Genomic DNA, 21446 nt, shown 5'->3' on the forward strand with positions numbered 1-21446 from the left:
TCTACAGCGGCGACGACCTGTAATTTAAAGCCTAGTGTGTAATCACGCTGAGTGCGCTTAACGTAGGTATTATTTGAAGTAGTCATAATTCGTCCTCAATGTGTAAACACATTTCAGGACGGGACATACAGATACAAAAAAGCCCCGCATAAAGCGAGGCTTAAAATATCTTTCAACAAACATCAATTTACAGAGGCTAAATCGCGTTCATCAAATAGCTCTGTAGTTAACGCAGACCGTGCAAAAATTCATGTCGCGTTGCTGGGTTTGATCTAAAAATACCACCCAATGCTGTTGTTGTCGTTTCGCTGGTTGCATCCATAACACCACGTGATTTCACACAGTAGTGAACGGCATCCAAAGTTACAGCAACATCATCCGTTTCTAACAACGTTTGCAGAGCAACAAGGATTTGCTGCGTCATGCGCTCTTGAACTTGAGGACGTTGAGCAAAGAATCGAACGATTCGGTTGATCTTCGAAAGACCAATGATTTTACCTTGCGGAATGTAAGCCACTGCGGCTTTACCATCAATGGTTACTAAGTGATGTTCACATGTACTGGTTACGGTAATGTCTTTAACACGTACCATTTCACGAACACCCATCTTGTTTTCAATTACGGTAATTTTTGGGAAATTGGCGTAATCCAAACCAGAGAAAATTTCATCCACATACATTTTTGCAATACGTTGTGGTGTTTCTTCCAGACTGTCGTCCGCAAGATCAAGTTCAAGGAGAGTTAGAATCTCACGCATGTGATGTTCGATTCGTTCCTTTTTCTCTTCTCGGCTAACCTGGTTAGGACGCATTGGTGTCTCTAATCCACGGCTTGCTAGCGCATCTTTAACCAACTTCGCTGATTCGCTAAGACCTGGCATTGAACTTCCTCTTCTATTACCCCTTTTGGATGGCAAACAAGGATACTCGGAATTTTGAATAAATACACCCATATTTTAAGGGAGGTCATTATTTACGGGGCTTAAACTATGCTAAAGTGGCCTCAATTTCGTTGGCTAGTTTTCATAAACTCCGTAAAGCCAACCACCAAATCAAAATAATAACGATCAAAGGATTTCAATTATGGGCTGTTGCGATGCTCCGGGTTTAATGCCAATTGAAGAAGCACTAGATAAGCTGCTATCACCAATCAAACCAATCCAAACGACATTGTCTCTACCTCTTGCTGATGCATTAGGTTATGTACTTGCTGAAGACATTCTATCCCCAATTTTTGTTCCTCCTTTTGATAATTCAGCAATGGATGGGTACGCGCTACGTTTAGCAGACCTAGAAAACAGTAAAGTACTGCCATTGGCAGGCAAATCCTTTGCGGGTCAACCATTTGAAGGTGAATGGCCAGCAAACACTTCTATTCGCATTATGACAGGCGCAAAGATCCCAGAGGGTTGTGATGCGGTCATCATGCAAGAAAACACCCGAGAAACGGCTGCTGGCATTGAGATTCAGCAAGAAGACATCAAACTGAACAACAATATTCGCCCTACCGGTGACGACATCAAACAAGGTGATATCGTTCTTAGCCGTGGTGAACGTTTAACACCCCGTGATATTCCGATGATCGCTTCATTGGGTGTTAGTCACATAACTGTATTACACAAACCTAAAGTCGCTTTCTTCTCGACTGGCGATGAGCTAAAGCCATTAGGTCAGCCTCTTGAAGATGGTCAGATCTACGACAGCAACCGCTATGGTATTAAACCGCTGATCGAAGCATTTGGTTGCGAAGCGATCGACCTAGGCATCATTCCAGATTGCCCTGCAACACTTAAAGAAACGTTCGAGAAAGCTCAAGAAATAGCAGACGTTGTGGTGACTTCTGGCGGAGTGAGTGTTGGTGAAGCGGATTACACTAAAGACATCCTTGAGGAACTAGGCCAAATCGGCTTCTGGAAGCTAGCAATCAAACCGGGCAAACCGTTCGCATTTGGTGAATTGGATAATGCCTGGTTCTGTGGCCTACCGGGCAACCCAGTATCAGCAATAATGACAATGTATGTATTGGTTCAACCGATGCTGGCAAAACTTGCAGGTCACACAGCATGGACAGCACCAGAATCAATTCCTGCTACAACTAAATCAGCATTCAAAAAAGGCCCTGGACGCACAGATTACCAACGAGGTATCTACACCATTGAAAACGGTCAGTTTGTAGTAGAAACCACAGGTAACCAAAGTTCAGGAGCATTCCGCTCAATGAGCCTAGCAAACTGCTTTGTGGTACTTGAGCGTGAACGTGGTCGTGTAGAAGTGGGCGAAACAGTCCAAATTCAGCTGTTTAACTCAACACTGTACTAACGAGGCTAGCTGATGGAAATATTGTCCGATGCAGAGATGCTTCGTTATAACCGCCAAATCATCCTTAAGCAGTTTGATTTTGAAGGCCAAGAAGCGCTGAAACAAGGCTCGATATTGGTGTTGGGCGCAGGAGGTTTAGGCTGCGCATCCGCTCAATACCTCGCTACTGCTGGCATTGGTAAATTGACGCTCATCGACGATGATGTTGTCGAGCTGTCTAACTTACAGCGACAAGTCCTTCACACTGATGCCGATATTGGCAAGAAGAAAGTAGATTCAGCGGCGGAATCTTTGCAGACGCTAAATCCGCATCTTGTTATTAAAACCGTAGATCACAGGCTAGATGACCAAGCGCTTGAAAAGCTTATTGAAGCGCACTCTCTTGTTCTTGATGCGAGTGACAACGTTGAGACGCGCAATCAATTGAACCGCTTGTGCTACACATCAAAAACACCACTTGTATCGGGCGCTGCTATTCGCATGGAAGGTCAGATTAGCGTATTCACCTATGAAGATCCTGATGCACCCTGTTACCAGTGTTTAAGCGCACTATTTGGTAACGCAGCACTGAGTTGTGTTGAAGCAGGCGTTATGGCTCCCGTTGTCGGTATGGTAGGCGCAGCTCAAGCATTAGAAGCTATTAAAGTTATCGCCAAGCTTGGTCAACCCAAACAAGGTAAGTTGCTTATCCTAGACGCGATGTCACACAGTTGGCGTGAGATGAATCTAATGAAAATGCCGAGCTGTTCGGTGTGTGGATAGCCAATCTGGCTCTCGACCTATTTTCTAAATATCTAAGTTTAAGGGCCAAGCTTTAAGCTGATAGCTCATAGCTCATAGCTTTAGAACTAAGTTTGAAACCTAAACTTTGAAAACTAGAATTTAACAACTGAGCTTTAAAAACTATGCCTTGACGCCAAGTCAGGGCTTTTTTGTGCCTAAAATTAGGGACACGAATCTACTTTATCAATTTGAAATAATACATGGCAGATTGATTTCATTTGAATTCTCATTTTGAGAAAATAACAAAAGCAGGGTCACAATAAAATAAAATCAATAATAATCAGTAACTTATAATTGGCACGTAACTTGATTAAGTATCTATATCTTCCATGACAAGGATGTAGATATGAGAATTACAACGTTAAGTTTGCTATTAAGCGCGCCTTTAGTCGCCAATGCCGCACCATTTGATACCTGCCCGAGCAAGGCTTACCTGTTTCAGTCCACCCCCGTGCAAGTATGGAGTGTGAATTTAGTTACCGGTTCAACCACTCTATTAGAAGACGATACCGGTATGAATGCCAATATCAACGGCGTCGGTTTCGATTTCGAAGACAGATATATTTACGGTTATGACACCACTAACAAGCGCCTCGTTCGCCTTGGGCAAGATTTCCAAGCAGAAGTAATTAACACCAGTGGTTTACCAACCGATCACACCTTCTTTGTAGGTGACGTTTATGAACACGTCTACTACCTATACCGCAAGAATAAAGGCTTGTTCACAGTTGATCTCTCACCTTTGGATGACAATCCAAACGCAACAGTAACCGTAAACAAGATCGTGGGTAGCCCTGCATCCGTCAACTTAACTGACTTTGCTTTCCACCCAAGTGATGGTTCTCTGTATGGTATCGATAACTCGTCAGGTGGTTTATACCAATTCAACCCTACTACAGGTGCGGAAACCTATATAGGCGACACTGGTGAACTCGGAACTTTTGGTGCAGGTTATTTTGATGTAAATGGCTACTACTACGTATCGAGAAACCAAGACGGTAAGATCTACCGTATTAATTTATCCTCTGATAACGCTGCAAACATCACCGCAGGTATCGTTCCAGCAATAGAGTTTGTTTCCAATGGTCCAGCTTCCGGCCAAAACGATGGTGCTCGCTGTGCTAATGCACCAGTTGTTGATGAAGACTCAAATATCGACTTTGGTGATGCACCTGATAGCTACCTTACGCTACTGGCAAGTAACGGGCCTCGACACGAGTTAGATGGCATCACATGGCTTGGCACAACGCCACCAGATGCTGACTTAGATGGTTATGTTACGCCACAATCAGATGAAACCGTCGGCATAGATGATGAGTGGGCGAATGGCGGTATTGGTTTCGTTACCGCGCTAGAAGCAGGTTTAGATTCAAAAGTGATCATCGAAGCATCTACATCAGGTTACCTATCGGCTTGGATTGATTGGAACCAAGATGGCAGCTTTGATGGACCTAATGAGCAAGTATTCACAGACTATGCGTTGACTGGCGGAGAGAACGAATTGTTCTTAAACGTGGATATCAATGCATTAACCGGAACAACGTGGGCTCGATTCAGATTCAGTCAACAAACCAACCTAAGTTACTTCGGAGGCTCAACTTCTGGTGAGGTTGTAGATATTCAAGTTGATGTTCTAAATGACGGTGCAACAGCTCGTTACTTCCCAAGCGCTTCTGGTTACGCAACTCTCGCTTATGAAGATAACTGGCCTTATAAGGCTGACTACGACATGAATGACGCTGTGATCAAGTATCGTATCACCGAGATCCTCAAAGACGGAAAAGTCGTAAAATCAACCATCGACGGGCGTTTGGCCGCAGTCGGAGCTTCATACAAAAATGGCTTTGCCGTTCGCTTACCAAACTTAGCTTCAGAGTTAGTCAACAGTTCAGGCTCATACATGAAACACAATGGGACTTTCACCAGTCTGGATCTAGAAGCTGAACGAAGCGAGGCTATCTTTGTAATCACCGACAACCTCAGTGACAAAATTGACACCGATTGTACTTTCTATCGAACCAGTAACGGTTGTAAGGAAAGTGAGCAATTCTCTTTCCAAATAGGTATTACGTTAACTGGAACTGGCGTTGACACTGGAAGTTGGACAGACATGCCATACGACCCGTTTATTTTTGCTACACCCGGTCACTACCACGGTGAAAACCTACCTCTACATCCAGGTCGTAGCTGGGAAGTTCACTTACCAGACCAAGCACCAACAGAAGCTTTCGATACCGTTAACCTATTCAATACTGGTTTAGGTGTTGATGACAGTGACCCTGCAACAGGTAAGTACTTTAAAACTGCAAATAATCACCCTTGGGCGTTACTCATTACATCTGACACAGAATGGGAATGGCCACTTGAATACGTAGATATTGTTACGGCTTACCCAAACTTTGCTAACTTTGCCGAGTCTGGTGGTACTCAATCAACAGATTGGTTCCAAACACCTGCCGCTGACCAATGTTACTTGCCTTAGGAGAATGATTATGAACATATCTATTAAAAATACAGTAACGCTTGGTCATGATATTTCGAGCAAAGAGCAAGTAACTTGTACTCAAAATAAGGCTCCATCACTGCATAGTGGGTTAGCAAAATCAGTCCAATTAGCATTATTGCTTACTCCATTAGTACTCGTTGGTTGTGGCGGCGGAGGAGGCGGTGGCGGCTCATCAGCATCAAGTCCTTCACCTTCAACACCGGTCGTTTCGACACCTGGAGTAACAACGCCGTCGACGCCAACCGTCGTATCAGCACCGGTATCAACGCCCACACAGGTGACAACAGCAAGTTCAAATGGACCACAAGCGTATAAAATGGATGAGTTGGTTGTCCCTGATGGATTCGATTACAACTCTGTCGACCAGTTCGACTTAAATATCGATATCAGCAATATATCAACAGAAAGATCTTTCGTTTCAGTTTACAGCCGCTTTACTACAAGAGCTGACTCGACTTTTAAACCTGATTATTCAAGTAAGGTGCTTGCAGGGCCTTTAGATAATGGAGTGTTCGCATCGAATTTTTCAGCGCCATTAAGCGAAGAAACCTTGTTAATTGAGATATGGTTTTACGATGGCCAATCGCCGCTACAACAAGTGGTAGCAAGCAGTGGTTCACAAATTACGTGGTAATAGACTAACTTTGGACATTAGAATTAAGTTCCAAAGTTAGTGACAAACCAAAATTGATTAACTCAAAAGTGAGCAGCAATGCTCACTTTTTATTGGGTGCGATTTCAACTTTCATCGTTAGTCGAGTTCCTTTAATAACAAGTCTGCCTTATCTTTTAAAGATAACCTTCAAAAACTTAATCTCATGAAACAGCTAAAAATAGGTCTAATTATTTTGATGTGTGGTGCGGGCTTATTGTTAGCTCTCGCTTATTTCCCTATGACATCTGAAACTGGACAACGAATTCAAGCCAAAGTGATATCTAACACGTTGACTCAATCCTTGGATGGGCACAGGCGTTATCTCACCGTTCAAACGCAAGACCATCAAGTATTTCGCGTTTCCATCGCACCAACTATAGACTGCCCTATTGATTCTACAGTCGCGCTTGATACATTAAGCAATCAAATAACCGGGCTAAACAGCTACCAGTTTGTCCGCTGTCATGCTGCACAGTAGTACTGGATATAACAGCAGTCATAGCCAACACACTGTATTCGCTAAAACAACAAGAATGGATATAACAATAATGAATCAGCCACTCATCTCACCAGAACAACTTCAACAACGTTTGCTAGAAAACCATTCGCTCGAAAGTCATCCGCTAAAAAGCGACCTAATCATCTTAGACGCCAGTATCGAGTTTCAAATTCCAAGTGAATCAGAAAAGATCAAAGGACAAATGATTCCTAGTGCGATTCGTTTTGATTACGACAAAGACTTCTGTAACAAACACACCCTGCTTCCTCATATGTTTCCGACAGAAAACCACTTCAACGCGCGCGCACAAGAAATTGGTATCAACCAAGACAGTACGATAGTGGTTTACGATAATTCAGGAACCTTTGCGTCCCCTCGTGCGTGGTGGATGTTTATGGCGATGGGACACAACAATGTTTACATCTTAGATGGCGGCTTACCTGCTTGGATAGAAGCCGGTTACGCAACGGATACTAACTATAAAGCAGACGCACCAATTGGGAATTTTGAAGGCAAGATTCAAGACAACTACTTTGTCAATGCTCAGCAAACCCAAAGCTACTCCGATAACAAAAGCGCAAATATTTTGGATGCACGCTCGCAAGCACGTTTCGATTCTGAAGTGCCCGAGCCACGTGAAGGCTTACGCAGCGGCCACATTCCTAACTCGGTTTGCCTGCCATTTGCACAAGTACTAAATGCAGGTAAGTTGAAGTCTAAGAACGAGCTTATCGACATCTTTTCAACGTTAGACTTAAACCCTTCTCAACCCATGTTCTTCAGCTGTGGTTCTGGCGTGACCGCTTGTATCATTTTATTGGCGGCTAAACTTGCTGGATACTCAGGTGAAATGGGTGTTTACGATGGCTCATGGACTGAATGGGGCGCCAATGAACAACTGCCGATAGCGGTCACTCATAAGTAATTCAACTTCGTTTACTGCCACTGTTGGAATATACTACGCGCGAATTAAGAGTTTACTCATAATGAGATTTACCACCTCATAAAGTAAGCTCTTTGTTATTTTTAGGTTCTGATTAATGTTAGAGGTTGATTAATGATCGTCGTGGCTAAAAATAAACTGTGGTTAATCATGTACTAACCATTAATGTTTTACTGATTATTAACATTGCGCTCAAGAATATCAGCGTTCAGTCGTTACACTACTTAATGAAAGGTACTGTGATTATTGCTGTGTTACATCAGTGAGCATTACAAACGCCAATGTCGTTTAGTCGTTTGTCACTTCAATTTGATTGAAATTAGTATTACCCAACAAAAGGTATCTCATGGCTCTATTTAAGAAAAATATCTGGTCGCTGTACGCTCTGATCGTACTGCTTACCCTGATGCTTTTCGCTGGGCTAGGTATAACCAAGTGGCAATCCAACAGAGATGACTTCACAAAGCAGCAACACATTCAAGTCGAGTTGTTTTCAAGTTCTGTCAGTTCGCTATTAACCAGTCAGGAAGCCTTACTTGAAGTTGTTGGGTATCAACTCGCACAGCAATCGGACTTTACTCGAACGGCTTCGATACAAATTAGACCGATTCTAGACAAATTACTTGATACCCACCCTGCTATTGCGGCCTTTGGCTTACTCAACACTCAAGGTGACTACCTTTCTGTCAGCTCTAATCTTCAGCTCTCCGAGCAAAAAAATCTGCTCAAAAATCCATACACGAGAAGTTCTTTCTTGGAAGCGATAGAAAGTAAAAAAATGGTTTTGGGGCGTACATACTTTCAAGACTCCCTGAATAGCTTAGTCATACCCTTAAGAAAATCGATTTCAATTGATGGCAAGAACGTAGACGCTGTGATGACCGCCGGACTGCGGTTAGACAGCACAATTGTATTCGAAAATAATGCACACGCGGGTAGTTACAACACATTAACGTTGCTTCGACTCGACAATTACCGACAGTTCTTTTCTAGCGACATCGAATCTCTCGATGCTTACTTAGATCCTGTTGGTAAAGATGTAATGAAACGCGTTTCCACAAGTTTTTCAGAACAAATGGGGATAAGCATCAAAGATGCTGAAACCACAGCAGACACATACTCTTTCGTGATCAGCGATGACAAGTATCACGCACTGATCAGTGCGAGATACATTCCAGATTACAAGCTTTGGGTGGTTGGCCGAACAGATCTCTCTCATGTTGATAAGCTCTTTATACAAGAGTTTGGTATTTTTCTCTGTGTCTTTATTTTTCTTCAGTTTGGTTTCTACTTTTTGGTTAAGTCAATCGCCAAAAATGAGCAACGAACTCGTAGCCAGCTTATTTACCAAGCTAATCACGACCCATTAACCACTCTTCCAAACCGCTTATACATGCGCAGAAATGTTGATAAATGGGTTCAAGATGAGTCAGAACCATTCTCACTGTTATTTATCGATATCGATAATTTTAAATGTGTAAACGATACTCACGGGCACGATTTCGGTGACAAAGTGCTCAAACAAATCGCTTTGCGTTTGATGAGGTTCCGCTCTCGCTTGAGCTTGTTGGTACGAGAATCCAGCGATGAGTTTTTATTCTTAACGCCGTTAACAAACGAACCCGAGATTAAGCGGCTCGCTGAAAGAATTATTGAAGTGTTGTCTCAACCCTATGAGGTTGAAAATTCACAGTTCTTACTAGGTTGTAGCATCGGTATAGCGCGTTTTCCTGAACACGGAAAGGATTTAGATAGCTTGCTTCGATCAGCCGACATTTCCATGTACAAAGCAAAACAGCAGCAAAACTCATACAGTATTTTCACGACGGCAATGCAAGACGCCCATCTCTACAAAATGAGAGTGGAGCAAAAACTACGTATTGCTATCGAGAAACAAACGTTATTCATGGTTTTTCAACCACTGGTTCGTGCCGATAAAAGCATTCATGGTGTTGAAGCACTCGTTCGCTGGATTGATGACGAGCTGGGCTTTGTTCCACCCGATGTCTTTGTACCTATAGCTGAAAGTACAGGTTTAATGCAAAAACTGGGCGCTTTCATCATTGAATCCAGTGTCATGCAAATCGCGCATTTACATAGAACCACAGAACAAAAAATCGGATTGTCGATTAACATATCCGTTCGCCAATTTTCTCATAAATCGTTCTCTGAACACTTGCTCGCTACACTAGAAAAGTATCAGTTTTCGGCAAACTGTCTGACATTGGAGATCACCGAAAGCCTGTTCATTGAAGATGTAACCTTAGTAAAACCCATTTTCGAAGATCTCAAAGAGAAAGAGATAAAGATCTCTTTGGATGACTTCGGTACTGGTTACTCATCATTGAGTATGTTGAAAGCACTCCCTATCGATGAACTTAAAATTGATAAGAGCTTTATTGATAGCATTGCGGTCGACCAACAATCACTTACGATGGTTCAAAACATAATTGCGATCGGCAAAAACTTCGGCATGGTGGTATTGGCCGAGGGCGTAGAGTCCAACGAACACTTCTCTATTCTAAAGGTATGTGGGTGCGATTTAATGCAAGGCTATTACTTTTCGCGACCTATTCCTTACGATGAGCTGTGTGAGTATCTAGCGCCTACTGAAGTTGAGACAGAAGAACTACCTGAATCAACGGTATAGGCGGTTGGCTAGTTTATCTGGATATCAAATAATGTGATGGATCAAAAAAGGGAGCCCAAACGGGCTCCCTTTTCTTTATACACCGCTTAACATCGCGGCCCAAAAAATAAAAATACAGACAACGACAACCAAGCCCATTACGACTTAACAGTGATCACAACTCGTCGGTTACAACCTGTTTCCTTGTTGTCTTCAACCTTACAAATTGGCGCGCTTTCACCATATGCATATTCAACAATGCGACTTCCTTGATGAAGATCTTTTTTCAAGTAGCTCGCCACTTGCCCAGCGCGTCGAGATGACAGGGCTTTGTTGTAATTTTTGCTGCCTAAGCTATCTGCATGGCCTTCAATGTAAATTTTGGCCTTATCACCAACTAAGCTAAGATACTGCCCTAGTACTTGTTTATGGCTTTCATCCAATTGGTACACATTAATTGGATAATTAAGTACCAAAGATTGCGTCGCTTTATCATAGAAACACACATCACCTTGAGCTGCGATTTGAATGACTTCACTTTCTCTATTGATCACCTCATTTTGAGGTTTCTCATCAAGCTCTATCAGCTTTCCAGTCACTTGTGTCGTCACAGTATGAGAAGACACCAACGTTTTCGACGTGACGTACTCGCCGACATTGCCCAAGCAGTTCGCATAGCCCAATGGAGACATTAGCATCGTAGATAAAATCACTAGGTATCTCATGTTAATCCTTTAGTTTTCCGGTTTCTTCATTAATCAAATTCAAAATGTACTTGTACACATCTTCACCATCTTTGGCGTGATAGATATTTTTCTTACCAAAGCAATCACCAAAGCCATCACTTTCTGCCACTTTATAGTTAATACCAATGACGCCCATCGTGACTTTCGTTTTCTCAGCTTCAGTTGGGGCATTACTTTGGAAGCGATTTTGTTTCGCTGAAATGGTTGATCGCAGCTTTTTACATAACCCCTGATCCACCAATTTCTGTAAATAAGTCTCGTCGTTGTCGCTACCATCTGATAACACAATAAACACTTGTTCAGGGTTAAGGTTGGTCGCCTTATTTGCTTCTTGTGCCGCTGCGATGATCCCGTTCCAAGAAGAGGTGCCTCCACCAGCTTCCAACTGAGCGCTCATCAACTGAGCTCGAAAGTTGTCATAGTCTTCAGTCAGTGGAATATCATAAAACTTGTAGTCATCATCAAAATCATTGTTTCGCTTATAAAGTCTCTCTACTTCATATCGACTCATTCCATACGATGGTTCGATGATCTCATTATACAAGGTTGGTTTATCAAACATTCGTCTAACCGTTGTCGCAGGAGAGTTCCGAGCGTAGTCATAAACGTATTTCTTTCGCCATGAAGCACGATAGCCATAAGCATTAAGTCTTACTATCTCATCAGATTGTTTAACATGGAGCGGGTTGTACCCGAGCAAGGCAACTCGGCTTTTTTCTTCCGTGTTAAACTCTTCAATATCATCGACGACTCGTTTAATGGTCTCTTTAACGACATCGAGCTTCATTTTACCGTTCTTCCACGAGTAACCCATAGAACCACTAAAGTCCCCGATAAAGTAGACATCAACAGGCTGAGGAAGATACTTACGCGTGACTGCTCGCCCACTCACCGAAAATTCCGGTTTTAAGTTCATCTCTTCGTACGCGATCCAAGACGTATATTTGGCAGTCGCACTGACCACAAAGTCACTAAACGGAGCAAGTTCACCACTGGCTTGAACACAACCATCTTTGTACTCACAACGGCTTGTAAACACCGCGACATCAACATCATCCGTATTATCAACAACATATCTATCGACTAAATAGCGTGCATACTTTACGTTCTTTTCTTCGTCCTCTTTAGGGCTTGCAATAAGTGCCAGGCTTGCAACCTCTGCCGCTTCTAATAACCGCGAGTGTGCTAACATTTGTTGCGACATCTGCATCGAGAACGCCATAAAAATAACCATCATTGGTAATAGACCAACGAACAAAATGCCAGCAACACCTCGGTTTTTCTTTATCGATTTCACCTTAAACCCTCGCAAATGAATAAGATGTACTCACAAGGCGAAAAACCTCTCCGTTAGCGATACCAATCAAATTAGTCGGGATTTCATAACAGAGAGAAACCTGATACATAGGTAACCTGCGGCCTCGTGATGTCAGAGGGAGTATTTCTATCGCTGTTTCTTTGGTGACATCAGTCATGTCTGGAAAATCACATCCGTGTATGCTCCCTTTGGTCAGAGTCTTTTGAACCCTTCGGTAATTCACTTTCCCTCCAGATAAAGCCATTTCTTCAAGTCTTATCTCGTCGATACGCATCCCAAATTTAGTTTTATCAAAGTTTGGAATCATTCGTTTCATCGAAGCAGAAGCAATCACAAACGCGTTGTGTTCTGTTTTTCGACAGTCACCCGCACAAATATCCATATTGGCATTAAACAATTGTTTTCGTTCGGCAAAGATCGTGGTCAATGAATAGGAAGCTCTGTCGAGTTGTCCTTTTTTATTGATGGCCAACATATGATTTACTACGACGACAAAAATGCCTGATGCAAAGACCAATACCATCGCCAACTCAACTGCAAATGCACCTTTTTGTTTAGTTTGCACAACCCGCTCCCTGACCAATTTTGAAAGAGCATCTTTCATATTCTTGAATAGTGATAATTTCCCGCTTGATAGGCATGTCTGGGAACCATATGGAGACAATCGGATCATAGGTGTATTCCAAAGCGTAAACAGCCAATGCCATATCTTCCGGTTCATCTTTCTTATCTGGACACTTATCTGCAGAAGCATAAGTATCCGTGCATTTCAGAAAGCCTTCGTAATCTCGAAAATAGTTAACATGGATGATCACACTCCCCTCTTTGACTACGTTGCTCCACAAAGAGCCGCCCGCTTTGTCCAACTCGTCTTTGATCATTTGGCCGTAGTTAATGGAGTTACTACTGCTCGAGTCGCCCGCTTTTTTTGTTCGCATCACCGCTGTCGTTAATGCATGATCAGTCATGCTCATTGAGAAGGTCAAAATACATATTTCAACCCATCCAAAGACAATAGCCAGAAAGATCGGAATACCCATGGCAACTTCAACCGTCAACGACCCCTTTTGCTTTCGTTTAAACGATCTCATAGTCGGACATACCTTTTCTTGGTGTAATCAACAACGAATGCCCCCTTAATATCGATACTATTTAAGAACGCTTTCGCTTCATCTAAGTCATTAAAATCACCAATGCAATAGCGCTTCCACAATCCATGTGTATACGAATAAACAGAGCCATAATTTGTTTTTAAGTAATTCAAAAAATCCGAAGGAATCGCCGTATACGTCGCCAACACTTGTACTCGATAAATAGGTTTCGCACCGGGTTTAAGTTTTCTTGGGTCAAGCACCGAACCATCAACACTGTGCCTAGAAGCTTGAAACTCTGCGGTCGTATCCAATTTACTGACTCGCGATGTCGGTGCTACAAAGCCACCTGAATTAACTTGAGAACCAATAAACTGTTGTTCCATTTCTATCGTTGACTGTGTCACGGCCTTCTTCCCTTTGCTTTTAGATATTGACCTCATTAATGCAGATAGCTGCTTGTGAGCCTGTTCATCACTATTCGAATGTTTCAGAACTTCCAATGCGATATCCGGTCGCTGAGATTTAACCGAAGATAGAATCAAGTTAGAACTCACTCTCTGGTCGTTTGGATTCGACAGGTAAAGGTCATATAAAATGTCCGTTGCACCCAAGTAGTCAGACTGCATTATTTTCACAACGGCAATATTATTTCCAGCCTCTCTGTCTGAGGCTCCTTGTTTACGACTTTCCTCAAAATGTTCGATCGCTTGGGTAAATCGCTTTTGCTGAGCAAATATTTTTCCGGTTAAAAGTTGATACTCATACTCTTCGCCACCTTCATCCCGATACTTATTCAGTTCTTCCAGTGCTTTTTCAAAATTCTTTTTTTGATAATAAAGTCTTGCATTAGTTAAAATATATTCAGGTTCATCAAGATCATTATCATTGTAAGTGCTGCGATACAGCTCAGCAGACTTGATATCTTTTAGATCTAAATACAAATTAACCAATTTAACTTTATATTCAGGTTCCGATTGTATATTTGCCTTATAAAATTCAATGAGTTTCTGTGAATCACCCGATCCTAAAAGCAGTTGTTCTTTGGTATTAAGCTGGTTATTAACCGTTGCACAACCCGAAAAAAAAACCAAAACAATAATGACTAATATATACTTCCTTATCACATCAACATCCTTAAAATACCAGGGGCAGCAATTAGAACAACGATTGGAACCATGATGAAAGCGATAAGCGGTATTGACATTTTTGCCCCCATCTTTCCAATCCGTTCTTCCAAATCCATCATATTTAGCTCTCGAATATCGGTAGCTAAGGTCGATAATACGGGACCAACAGATGAACCAAATTGAAGGCTCTGTACCATGGTCATGACGAAACTTTGAGATTCACTGGTAGGTACCAGTTCGTAAAATTCTTCTAATGCCTTTTCAAGGCCAACTAAGCGAGAGCGTTCGACTGTCACTCTCACAACATGGGCAAGGTTACTGTCTACGGAATGAAGTTCTTTTGCTAAGTATTCCAAGCTAGACTCAAGAGTCATTCCGGTATGAACACAGACATTCATTAGATCGAGTAAAAAGGGTAACCGTGAACTTATGTGCTTGATGTTAGATTTACCTCGAGCAGACACATAAGAATCCGGAGCGATGATAAATGCTAAGAGAGCCCCCATTAGATACAACAGAGCAAATATTACTTCCATTTCTCCGCTATAAAAATCAAAGCCAATCAATGCTAAGCAAACACAAAAAGGAACGATTTTTAGTAAATAATAAGCATCAGCAAGAAAGTCACTGTAAAAGCCCGCTGCGACCAATTTTCGTTTTGTTTCATGCTTATTAAAACTAATCCTAGACAAGATAGCCTTGAATAAATCTGCTCTTTTCTTCTCTTCACGTGTCGAACCGATTATTTTTCGAGTCTCTATATCCGCTCTCGTATTATCCCAAAACCGTAAACAATACGTTGCTAGGACTATCGATATAGTGAATATTACGCTCCAAATAATAGCGGTTTTAAAGTCCATTAATTCACACCTCGCAAAATCAACCAAATGCAAAAGAACCCTACTAACTCACTGACTAATACATAATAAAAAATAGGTTGGCCAGCTTCTTCAAACATAACGAAACTGTAGTTTTCAGGGCTCGTAAACTTCAAAATAATAAGAAAAATCACAGGTAAACAAGCAATTATCTTTGCCGAAGCACGAGCTTCTGAGGTCAATGCATTTTTCTTTTTCTCCACCGATCTTGAATCAAACATCAGTCGGTTGATTTTATTTATTACATCTTTAAGCTGACCGCCTCGCGCGAGGTTGATTCTTATCGTTGAAGCAAAGAAAAAGTATTCTAAATATGGGAATGTATTGCTACTGCGCTCAAGAACATCATCGGGGTCTTCACCAATAAGTAAACGTTCAGCCATGAATTTAAATTCTTTACCAACCTCATTATCGAGTTGCTTACCTACATATTCAAACGCATGGATGATGCTCTGACCCGAAGAGATTGCACCACTCAGAATGTTCAAAGCATCGGGAAAGTTAGTTTTAAAACGATCCATCTGTCTTTTCTTTAACTTTGTGTAGAAAACAAAGAACAGCATGGGTTCTGCAAGAACTAGACAGACAAGATAATCCTGACGTAAAAAGAACTCATTAATCGCATAAATTGCAGATGTCGTCACGGAGATAAATAGAATCATCTTCAAAGACATATTAGGTTGAAACACCTTGATGGTCTTCTTGTAACTTTTCCTCAACCGGGCTTTGTAGCTCTCTTCAAACTGCTGTGAATCAATAACAGAACGAACCCCTTTAACCCCTTCGAAGTCAGCTTCCATCTCAATTAAGTTGCTCAATTTTTTATTTTGACGAGAGCGATGGATAACGAAATAAAGTAGCAAAGCGCTCCATGACGCAATCAGTACTAAGGTCATGTAAATATCTCCCTTACTGCTTGTTCTAAACCAAAGAATTTTGCGCGTTCATAAATCACAGAGCGGGTAGATAAGCCGGGCGTTCTAAACTCGCCTTCCATTTTTCCATCTTTGAAGTTTGAAGTGGCTTCGTAGCGAAATATGTCTTCCATCACCACGCTATCCCCTTCCATGCCAATGATCTCAGAGATGTACATCACCTTACGACTACCATCATGGAGACGCTTTACTTGAACGATAAGGTCGACTGCACTGACGATAGTTCGGCGTATTGCAGATATAGGCAGACTGGCTGTCGCCATCATCACCATGCTCTCAGTACGAGCAATGGCATCACGCGGTGTATTGGCGTGAAGTGTCGACATAGAGCCATCATGCCCTGTATTCATTGCTTGAAGCATTTCAAAGGCTTCACCGCCACGACACTCACCAACGATGATTCTATCTGGCCTCATACGAAGCGCATTAATTACGAGATCACGAGCGGTAATCTCCCCAGTTCCTTCAACGCTGGCTTGACGAGTTTCAAGCCTAACTATATGAGGTTTTTGAAGCTGTAGCTCCGCAGCATCTTCAATGGTAACAATACGTTCAGTTTCACCAATGAACCCAGACAAGGCATTCAACAATGTTGTTTTACCCGAACCGGTACCACCAGAGATCAATATGTTGCATTTGCAGTGACTCGCTATAGACAATAGCTTTGCCATTTCCACAGACATGGCACCAAATTCAGCTAGATTTTCAAGCTTAATTTTTTGTTCTTTAAACTTACGAATAGAGATAGATGTGCCATCTATAGCAAGCGGTGGTATCACGATATTGACACGACTGCCATCCATCAAACGAGCATCACAAAGTGGCTTTGACTCATCGATACGACGACCTACATTCGAGGCGATTCGTTTAGCAATGGTATTCAGTTGTTTCTCGTTAACAAATTGAATGGGCGACTGCTCAATCTTGCCATTGATTTCAATGAATATATCGGAAGGCCCATTGATCATGATATCCGATATGTCATCGTTATCGACCAAGGCTTGCAGCGGCCCTAGGCCTTTCAACTCATCGAGTAATGCTTTGACCAAGTCAACGCGCTTAAGAGAACTGACTTGCAGTTGCTTCTTGTCGATCAATATATTGACTGAATCTTTAAGCTGTTCTTCTAGCTCTTGATTACTGATTTCAACAAGTGTTGCGGCGTCCAAAGCATCGAAGATTTCATCCCGAAGCTGAATGTAAATTTCTTTTAATTGATTCATTTTCTAAACAAACTGAAGCGTGATTTAGTTTTAATTTTCTTGCCAGTTAGCGCGGCAACCATGCTCAGAACTGCTGTTGAAGATTTAGACTTAAGCAGCTCATTGATACCTTGTTGTACCACTAATTTTTCTAAGGAAGGCTCATACATGAAATCAATGCTATCTTTGGCTTTAATCCTTTCTTTAGCACTCGCTAACGTCACCATAAAGTCCTTAGCAGGCCTGTTAAGATTGAAGATTATTTGATGTTCAGATTTACCCATCTTCTTCTTCAACGAGTTATATGAACGCAGTGAAGACACTGAGGGCTCACAAACAATAAAGATACGGTGATATTTGTCTGATAACTCCTGGTCATGCATTTCTTCGTAACAAGATAAGGGAGCCGAATCGATAATAAAGTTATATTGATCAATAAGTTGATTAGAAAGGTTGTACAGTGTAGATGCATGATCTGATAGACAAGCGACATTCCTTTCCAAAACCAAGTAATCAAGCTTCTCTTTCACACCATGTACATACGTTTTGGCAATTGCACTGTCAATATCAATCTGGTTTAAATCGATACTGTTATGCTTGGCTTTCAACCCTTTTACGCCAATGTAGATGTCACTATTCAAAGCTCCTGAATCGTGATCCACTAAGAGTGTCTTTAAATTTGCTTGCTCTGCTAAGGAGTGAGCTAAAACGGAACTTACGCAAGATACTCCCACCCCGCCTTTGGTTCCTAAAACTAATATACGCTTTGCTACACGCGTTTTTTTAACGGCAGCATCACCTTCTTGCGTTGCCTTCAGCGCCGCAAGTAACGCATCAAGCTCCGAATCCCATAAAACATAGGTGGCACCTAGAGCATGAACTTGGTTACGAAGTTTTATAGAGTCAACATCGCATAGCACAAGCAAAGATATATTCACATCCAAACGAATCGAAATTTCGGATACTTGTTCAATAACATTCGATGCGCTACGAAGGTCAAGTACAACATGGTTAAGCTGAATGTTTGATTGATTCCAAACACCATCTAAATCAATGTCAGTCACTTCAAGTGGCTTGGGAAACCCTTCAATAGCGTACAAATCATTGATCGATTCAGTTAAAGCGCTATCGTCTGAAACAACGAGATCGGTAGCTTGAACTGTCGATTTCATTTTGGAAGACGAGTTCCGAAATAGGATATCTAGATCCATAACTATTTAGCCTTCTTAATCGGGTTAACCAAGCTAATATTGCGGTTATGTTCGACGCTACAACCAAATTGATAATCTTCTCTTTGCGAGAACATCATCACTCCACAATCACTGCTTTTAATACGGACATATCGCCCTATTATCAGGATATTCTTTTCTTGATTTTGATCAGCGAGCTCAACTTTATATCTGTCTTTAGCAATAGATTCTGACTTAAATCTATCTCTTAGCTTCGCGACAAATTCACTCGCATCAGGCTTATATTTGACCAAAAACGTTGCCTTTGTCTCTCTCGAATTAACATCTCGGATAAAAGCAACGGAGCGAGACATTGAATCCTCTCCGGTAGTCATATCAAATTCAAAGCGTTCCTCTAGCTGCTCTATAACACTAGAGTTCGTAGTATCAACGTGAGAACAAGCAGAAGTAATTAAAGCTATTAAGGTAATAATGATCCATCTCATCAATTGAACCCTCCTTGATTGATCGTGTTTTCTAGATCCGGTTCATCCAGTCCCGAGAGGTCAATTCGAAGTAGTCGCTCTAGATCACTGGTACGTCTAAAACTAGGTAACTTAACTTGCTCTTGCTCGACGGGATCAACCAGATTCACAGTCGCTACGATGATCAATTCCGTTTTAGAGCGGTTTGTGGAAGTGTGACTAAATAGCGCACCTAATATTGGGATGTCCCCCAAAATTGGAATCTTGGTTAACGATTCACGCTCTTCTGAGGTAAGTAGCCCTGCCAGGACAAAGCTTTGGCCGTCTTTTAAATGAACCGTCGTTTGAGCTCGTCGAGTTCGCAAAGAAGGCACTGAGATTAAGCCCGTTGTGGTTTTGTTTGATTCATCAATCGAGCTAACTTCAGGGATCAAGGTTAAGCGGATGTTTTCCGTGTCAGTAACCTTAGCAACCATGGCTAATTTAACGCCGTACTCTTTATAAGAAATGGTAATACCGTCTTCATCTCTAACAGCAATTGGTATCTCGCCACCTGCGAGGAAACTCGCCTGCTCACCCGAAATAACAGAAAGGTTGGGCTCGGCCAATACCCGCCCGATTTTGTCATCACCACTTGCGGAGATAACAGAAACGATATCTTGAGCCGTAAAATCAAGGAGCTTATTAACAAAAGTACCCGGCTCTCCACTGTCGCTATAGGTAACGCCTAACTCGGTAAGAAAAGAGCTCGAAACTTCTGCGACCGTCAACTTAACGTTGATCTGTTCAGTGGTGAGAACTTTTAAGTTATTAATGACTTGGTCGTAGTTGTACTTTGCCGTGTACTCTAGCTCGTCTACAGCTTCACCGTCTGCATCCTTTAATTCATAAGCTGCACGGCGACGATCTTTCTTCAGCATTTCTCCGACAAGTCGATTAATCTTTTGTTTGATCTCTTCACTACCGACAATGCCATCCAACACAACTTGGTCGCCAACATTGGAAACGACAACGTTTTCATCAGGAAATCGAGCAATGAGCGTTTGCTTGAGTAGTCTTAAGCTTTGATTGACTACCAATTCCGCATTGTAGATTTCGTTTCCACCGCGATCGTAAACAATTACCGAGGTCGTACCTTGGCCAACGCCGTAAACCACAACCTTGTTCTCATCGATAATTTTGTAGTCAGCTATTTCTTGATTCGCCACAAATACCGTTGATATCTGTCGCTTCAAATTAATGGTTTTTGCGGCGCCCTGATCCAAGTTCATTAATTCTGATGCGAGTAATGGACATGAAAGAATCCCGCACAATAACAAAGCTATATTTTTGTTCCTTAAAATCATGTTATTCCTTACCACGTAATTCTCTGACACCAAACTGAGTTTCTAAAAGGTCACTACTGCGGATAGATAAATAGCGATTCTCGATTTCTGATGGAATAATATTCACATCACCGATTTTTTGAGCCATTTCGAGCTTCAAAACGCTGCGCATATTTAATGCAATAACTAGACTGTATTTTTTATCTTCGGCATCTTCAGAGTCAGTATCTTCACTGCCTTTTATTACCTGCAGCACGCGAGCTCCACTAATAATAACTCGACTAACTAGATCGCCAATGTCACCATATCCATTCTCAACTAGATTTGATTTTGATGAGGTTGTGGAAACGAAGCTCACTTTATCACCAGGAGTAAGGGTTGCGGTTTGTACGACTCCAATACCTGTTACTTCATAAAAATAAGGTAATTCACCATCATTTAATGACAGGTACATATAATCTCGGTCTCCAGGGTTAGAGATCATATCTTGTGTTAAGTAAGTACCTTCAGAGATGTCTTCCTTAAAGAGAGCACCAGGTTCAACAATAAGGTCATCTTCTAAGGTATAGTAGTAACCATCTAAGTCAGATATATGAATGAATTTCTTATCATAAGACTTAGGAATTATAGGTTGAGAACGTTTAATTTCTGTTTGAGCAACTAAAATACTGACTTTAGGTTCTTCTTTCTGCTGTACTTCCTGTGGTTCCTCGTCAGTTGAAATATAGTTAATATTAATATAGATCAGCGTTGAAAAAATAGAGAAAGCGACAAGAAGAAGAATGATCATTCTGTTCATATTAAGCCTAAAATAGGGGCAACAGCCCCTTTATA

The 21446-nt window shown here is 41.7% G+C and carries 20 protein-coding genes; 7 read left to right on the forward strand and 13 right to left on the reverse strand.

What is annotated here, in order from left to right; all coding sequences use genetic code 11:
• Nucleotides 1-226: 226 nt before the first annotated feature.
• On the reverse strand, nucleotides 227-880 hold the full coding sequence (gene folE, locus AACW75_RS17435) for a GTP cyclohydrolase I FolE (RefSeq protein ID WP_017075450.1): 654 nt from the start codon (nucleotides 878-880) through the stop codon (nucleotides 227-229).
• 202 nt (nucleotides 881-1082) lie between these two features.
• On the opposite strand from folE, the gene moeA reads away from it, so the two are divergent.
• The 7 genes from moeA (at nucleotide 1083) to AACW75_RS17470 (ending at nucleotide 10354) form a co-directional block, all read left to right on the forward strand.
• On the forward strand, nucleotides 1083-2318 hold the full coding sequence (gene moeA / locus AACW75_RS17440) for a molybdopterin molybdotransferase MoeA (protein ID WP_145572313.1): 1236 nt from the start codon (nucleotides 1083-1085) through the stop codon (nucleotides 2316-2318).
• 12 nt (nucleotides 2319-2330) lie between these two features.
• Nucleotides 2331-3080 (forward strand): molybdopterin-synthase adenylyltransferase MoeB, encoded by a 750-nt coding sequence (gene moeB, locus AACW75_RS17445; protein WP_017075448.1) that lies wholly within the window; start codon nucleotides 2331-2333, stop codon nucleotides 3078-3080.
• A 367-nt stretch (nucleotides 3081-3447) separates the two neighbouring features.
• A complete protein-coding gene (locus AACW75_RS17450; protein WP_145572312.1) occupies nucleotides 3448-5583 on the forward strand; it encodes an LruC domain-containing protein in 2136 nt (711 codons plus the stop codon).
• 10 nt (nucleotides 5584-5593) lie between these two features.
• Nucleotides 5594-6241, forward strand: a complete 648-nt coding sequence (locus tag AACW75_RS17455; protein WP_145572311.1) for a hypothetical protein — start codon at nucleotides 5594-5596, stop codon at nucleotides 6239-6241.
• Between the two features lie 184 nt (nucleotides 6242-6425).
• Entirely contained in the window at nucleotides 6426-6740 is a 315-nt protein-coding gene (locus tag AACW75_RS17460) for a hypothetical protein (protein WP_145572310.1), read from the forward strand.
• 70 nt (nucleotides 6741-6810) lie between these two features.
• Nucleotides 6811-7686 (forward strand): sulfurtransferase, encoded by an 876-nt coding sequence (locus AACW75_RS17465; protein WP_145572309.1) that lies wholly within the window; start codon nucleotides 6811-6813, stop codon nucleotides 7684-7686.
• A gap of 364 nt (nucleotides 7687-8050) precedes the next feature.
• Entirely contained in the window at nucleotides 8051-10354 is a 2304-nt protein-coding gene (locus AACW75_RS17470; RefSeq protein WP_145572308.1) for a putative bifunctional diguanylate cyclase/phosphodiesterase, read from the forward strand.
• Between the two features lie 137 nt (nucleotides 10355-10491).
• Here the strand turns inward: AACW75_RS17470 and AACW75_RS17475 are convergent, their stop codons facing one another.
• The 12 genes from AACW75_RS17475 to AACW75_RS17530 are packed head-to-tail and all read right to left on the reverse strand — an operon-like array spanning nucleotide 10492 to nucleotide 21411.
• The gene (locus AACW75_RS17475; RefSeq protein ID WP_145572307.1) at nucleotides 10492-11058 is read right to left on the reverse strand and encodes an OmpA family protein; all 567 of its coding nucleotides are present in this window, start codon (nucleotides 11056-11058) and stop codon (nucleotides 10492-10494) included.
• 1 nt (nucleotide 11059) lies between these two features.
• A complete protein-coding gene (locus AACW75_RS17480; RefSeq protein ID WP_145572306.1) occupies nucleotides 11060-12376 on the reverse strand; it encodes a TadE/TadG family type IV pilus assembly protein in 1317 nt (438 codons plus the stop codon).
• Between the two features lies 1 nt (nucleotide 12377).
• Nucleotides 12378-12962: a tight adherence pilus pseudopilin TadF gene (tadF, locus tag AACW75_RS17485; protein ID WP_145572305.1), complete on the reverse strand. Its 585-nt coding sequence runs from the start codon at nucleotides 12960-12962 to the stop codon at nucleotides 12378-12380.
• The gene (locus AACW75_RS17490) at nucleotides 12952-13488 is read right to left on the reverse strand and encodes a TadE/TadG family type IV pilus assembly protein (RefSeq protein WP_135455273.1); all 537 of its coding nucleotides are present in this window, start codon (nucleotides 13486-13488) and stop codon (nucleotides 12952-12954) included. The genes tadF and AACW75_RS17490 overlap by 11 nt, the downstream gene beginning before the upstream one ends.
• Nucleotides 13485-14612, reverse strand: coding sequence for a tetratricopeptide repeat protein (locus tag AACW75_RS17495; RefSeq protein ID WP_445329523.1), 1128 nt, complete (start codon nucleotides 14610-14612; stop codon nucleotides 13485-13487). The genes AACW75_RS17490 and AACW75_RS17495 overlap by 4 nt, the downstream gene beginning before the upstream one ends.
• Entirely contained in the window at nucleotides 14612-15478 is an 867-nt protein-coding gene (locus tag AACW75_RS17500; RefSeq protein ID WP_145572303.1) for a type II secretion system F family protein, read from the reverse strand. The genes AACW75_RS17495 and AACW75_RS17500 overlap by 1 nt, the downstream gene beginning before the upstream one ends.
• Complete coding sequence (locus AACW75_RS17505) at nucleotides 15478-16392, reverse strand: type II secretion system F family protein (RefSeq protein WP_135455279.1); 915 nt, start codon at nucleotides 16390-16392, stop codon at nucleotides 15478-15480. Before AACW75_RS17505 ends, AACW75_RS17500 begins: the two co-directional genes overlap by 1 nt.
• Nucleotides 16389-17654 carry a CpaF family protein gene (locus AACW75_RS17510; protein WP_135455281.1) on the reverse strand — a complete coding sequence of 422 codons (1266 nt, stop codon included), beginning with the start codon at nucleotides 17652-17654 and terminating at the stop codon, nucleotides 16389-16391. Before AACW75_RS17510 ends, AACW75_RS17505 begins: the two co-directional genes overlap by 4 nt.
• Entirely contained in the window at nucleotides 17651-18844 is a 1194-nt protein-coding gene (locus AACW75_RS17515; protein ID WP_135455283.1) for an AAA family ATPase, read from the reverse strand. Before AACW75_RS17515 ends, AACW75_RS17510 begins: the two co-directional genes overlap by 4 nt.
• Before the next feature lie 2 nt (nucleotides 18845-18846).
• Nucleotides 18847-19308: an ATPase gene (locus tag AACW75_RS17520; protein WP_145572314.1), complete on the reverse strand. Its 462-nt coding sequence runs from the start codon at nucleotides 19306-19308 to the stop codon at nucleotides 18847-18849.
• Nucleotides 19308-20633, reverse strand: coding sequence for a type II and III secretion system protein family protein (locus AACW75_RS17525; RefSeq protein ID WP_135455287.1), 1326 nt, complete (start codon nucleotides 20631-20633; stop codon nucleotides 19308-19310). The genes AACW75_RS17520 and AACW75_RS17525 overlap by 1 nt, the downstream gene beginning before the upstream one ends.
• Before the next feature lies 1 nt (nucleotide 20634).
• A complete protein-coding gene (locus AACW75_RS17530) occupies nucleotides 20635-21411 on the reverse strand; it encodes a pilus assembly protein CpaB (protein ID WP_135455289.1) in 777 nt (258 codons plus the stop codon).
• Nucleotides 21412-21446 lie beyond the last annotated feature (35 nt).

The organism is Vibrio sp. L3-7 (assembly GCF_963898195.1).
Lineage (GTDB): Bacteria > Pseudomonadota > Gammaproteobacteria > Enterobacterales > Vibrionaceae > Vibrio > Vibrio echinoideorum.

Bases quoted from the DNA above. Each gene is read 5' to 3' on its own strand.
- AACW75_RS17520 (WP_145572314.1), bottom strand. From the start codon at position 19,308: ATGAGATGGATCATTATTACCTTAATAGCTTTAATTACTTCTGCTTGT.
- AACW75_RS17490 (WP_135455273.1), bottom strand. From the start codon at position 13,488: ATGAGATCGTTTAAACGAAAGCAAAAGGGGTCGTTGACGGTTGAAGTT.
- AACW75_RS17460 (WP_145572310.1), top strand. From the start codon at position 6,426: ATGAAACAGCTAAAAATAGGTCTAATTATTTTGATGTGTGGTGCGGGC.
- AACW75_RS17525 (WP_135455287.1), bottom strand. From the start codon at position 20,633: ATGATTTTAAGGAACAAAAATATAGCTTTGTTATTGTGCGGGATTCTT.
- AACW75_RS17450 (WP_145572312.1), top strand. From the start codon at position 3,448: ATGAGAATTACAACGTTAAGTTTGCTATTAAGCGCGCCTTTAGTCGCC.
- AACW75_RS17515 (WP_135455283.1), bottom strand. From the start codon at position 18,844: ATGGATCTAGATATCCTATTTCGGAACTCGTCTTCCAAAATGAAATCG.
- AACW75_RS17505 (WP_135455279.1), bottom strand. From the start codon at position 16,392: ATGACCTTAGTACTGATTGCGTCATGGAGCGCTTTGCTACTTTATTTC.
- AACW75_RS17530 (WP_135455289.1), bottom strand. From the start codon at position 21,411: ATGAACAGAATGATCATTCTTCTTCTTGTCGCTTTCTCTATTTTTTCA.
- AACW75_RS17455 (WP_145572311.1), top strand. From the start codon at position 5,594: ATGAACATATCTATTAAAAATACAGTAACGCTTGGTCATGATATTTCG.
- AACW75_RS17510 (WP_135455281.1), bottom strand. From the start codon at position 17,654: ATGAATCAATTAAAAGAAATTTACATTCAGCTTCGGGATGAAATCTTC.
- folE (WP_017075450.1), bottom strand. From the start codon at position 880: ATGCCAGGTCTTAGCGAATCAGCGAAGTTGGTTAAAGATGCGCTAGCA.
- AACW75_RS17470 (WP_145572308.1), top strand. From the start codon at position 8,051: ATGGCTCTATTTAAGAAAAATATCTGGTCGCTGTACGCTCTGATCGTA.
- moeA (WP_145572313.1), top strand. From the start codon at position 1,083: ATGGGCTGTTGCGATGCTCCGGGTTTAATGCCAATTGAAGAAGCACTA.
- AACW75_RS17500 (WP_145572303.1), bottom strand. From the start codon at position 15,478: ATGGACTTTAAAACCGCTATTATTTGGAGCGTAATATTCACTATATCG.
- moeB (WP_017075448.1), top strand. From the start codon at position 2,331: ATGGAAATATTGTCCGATGCAGAGATGCTTCGTTATAACCGCCAAATC.
- AACW75_RS17465 (WP_145572309.1), top strand. From the start codon at position 6,811: ATGAATCAGCCACTCATCTCACCAGAACAACTTCAACAACGTTTGCTA.
- AACW75_RS17475 (WP_145572307.1), bottom strand. From the start codon at position 11,058: ATGAGATACCTAGTGATTTTATCTACGATGCTAATGTCTCCATTGGGC.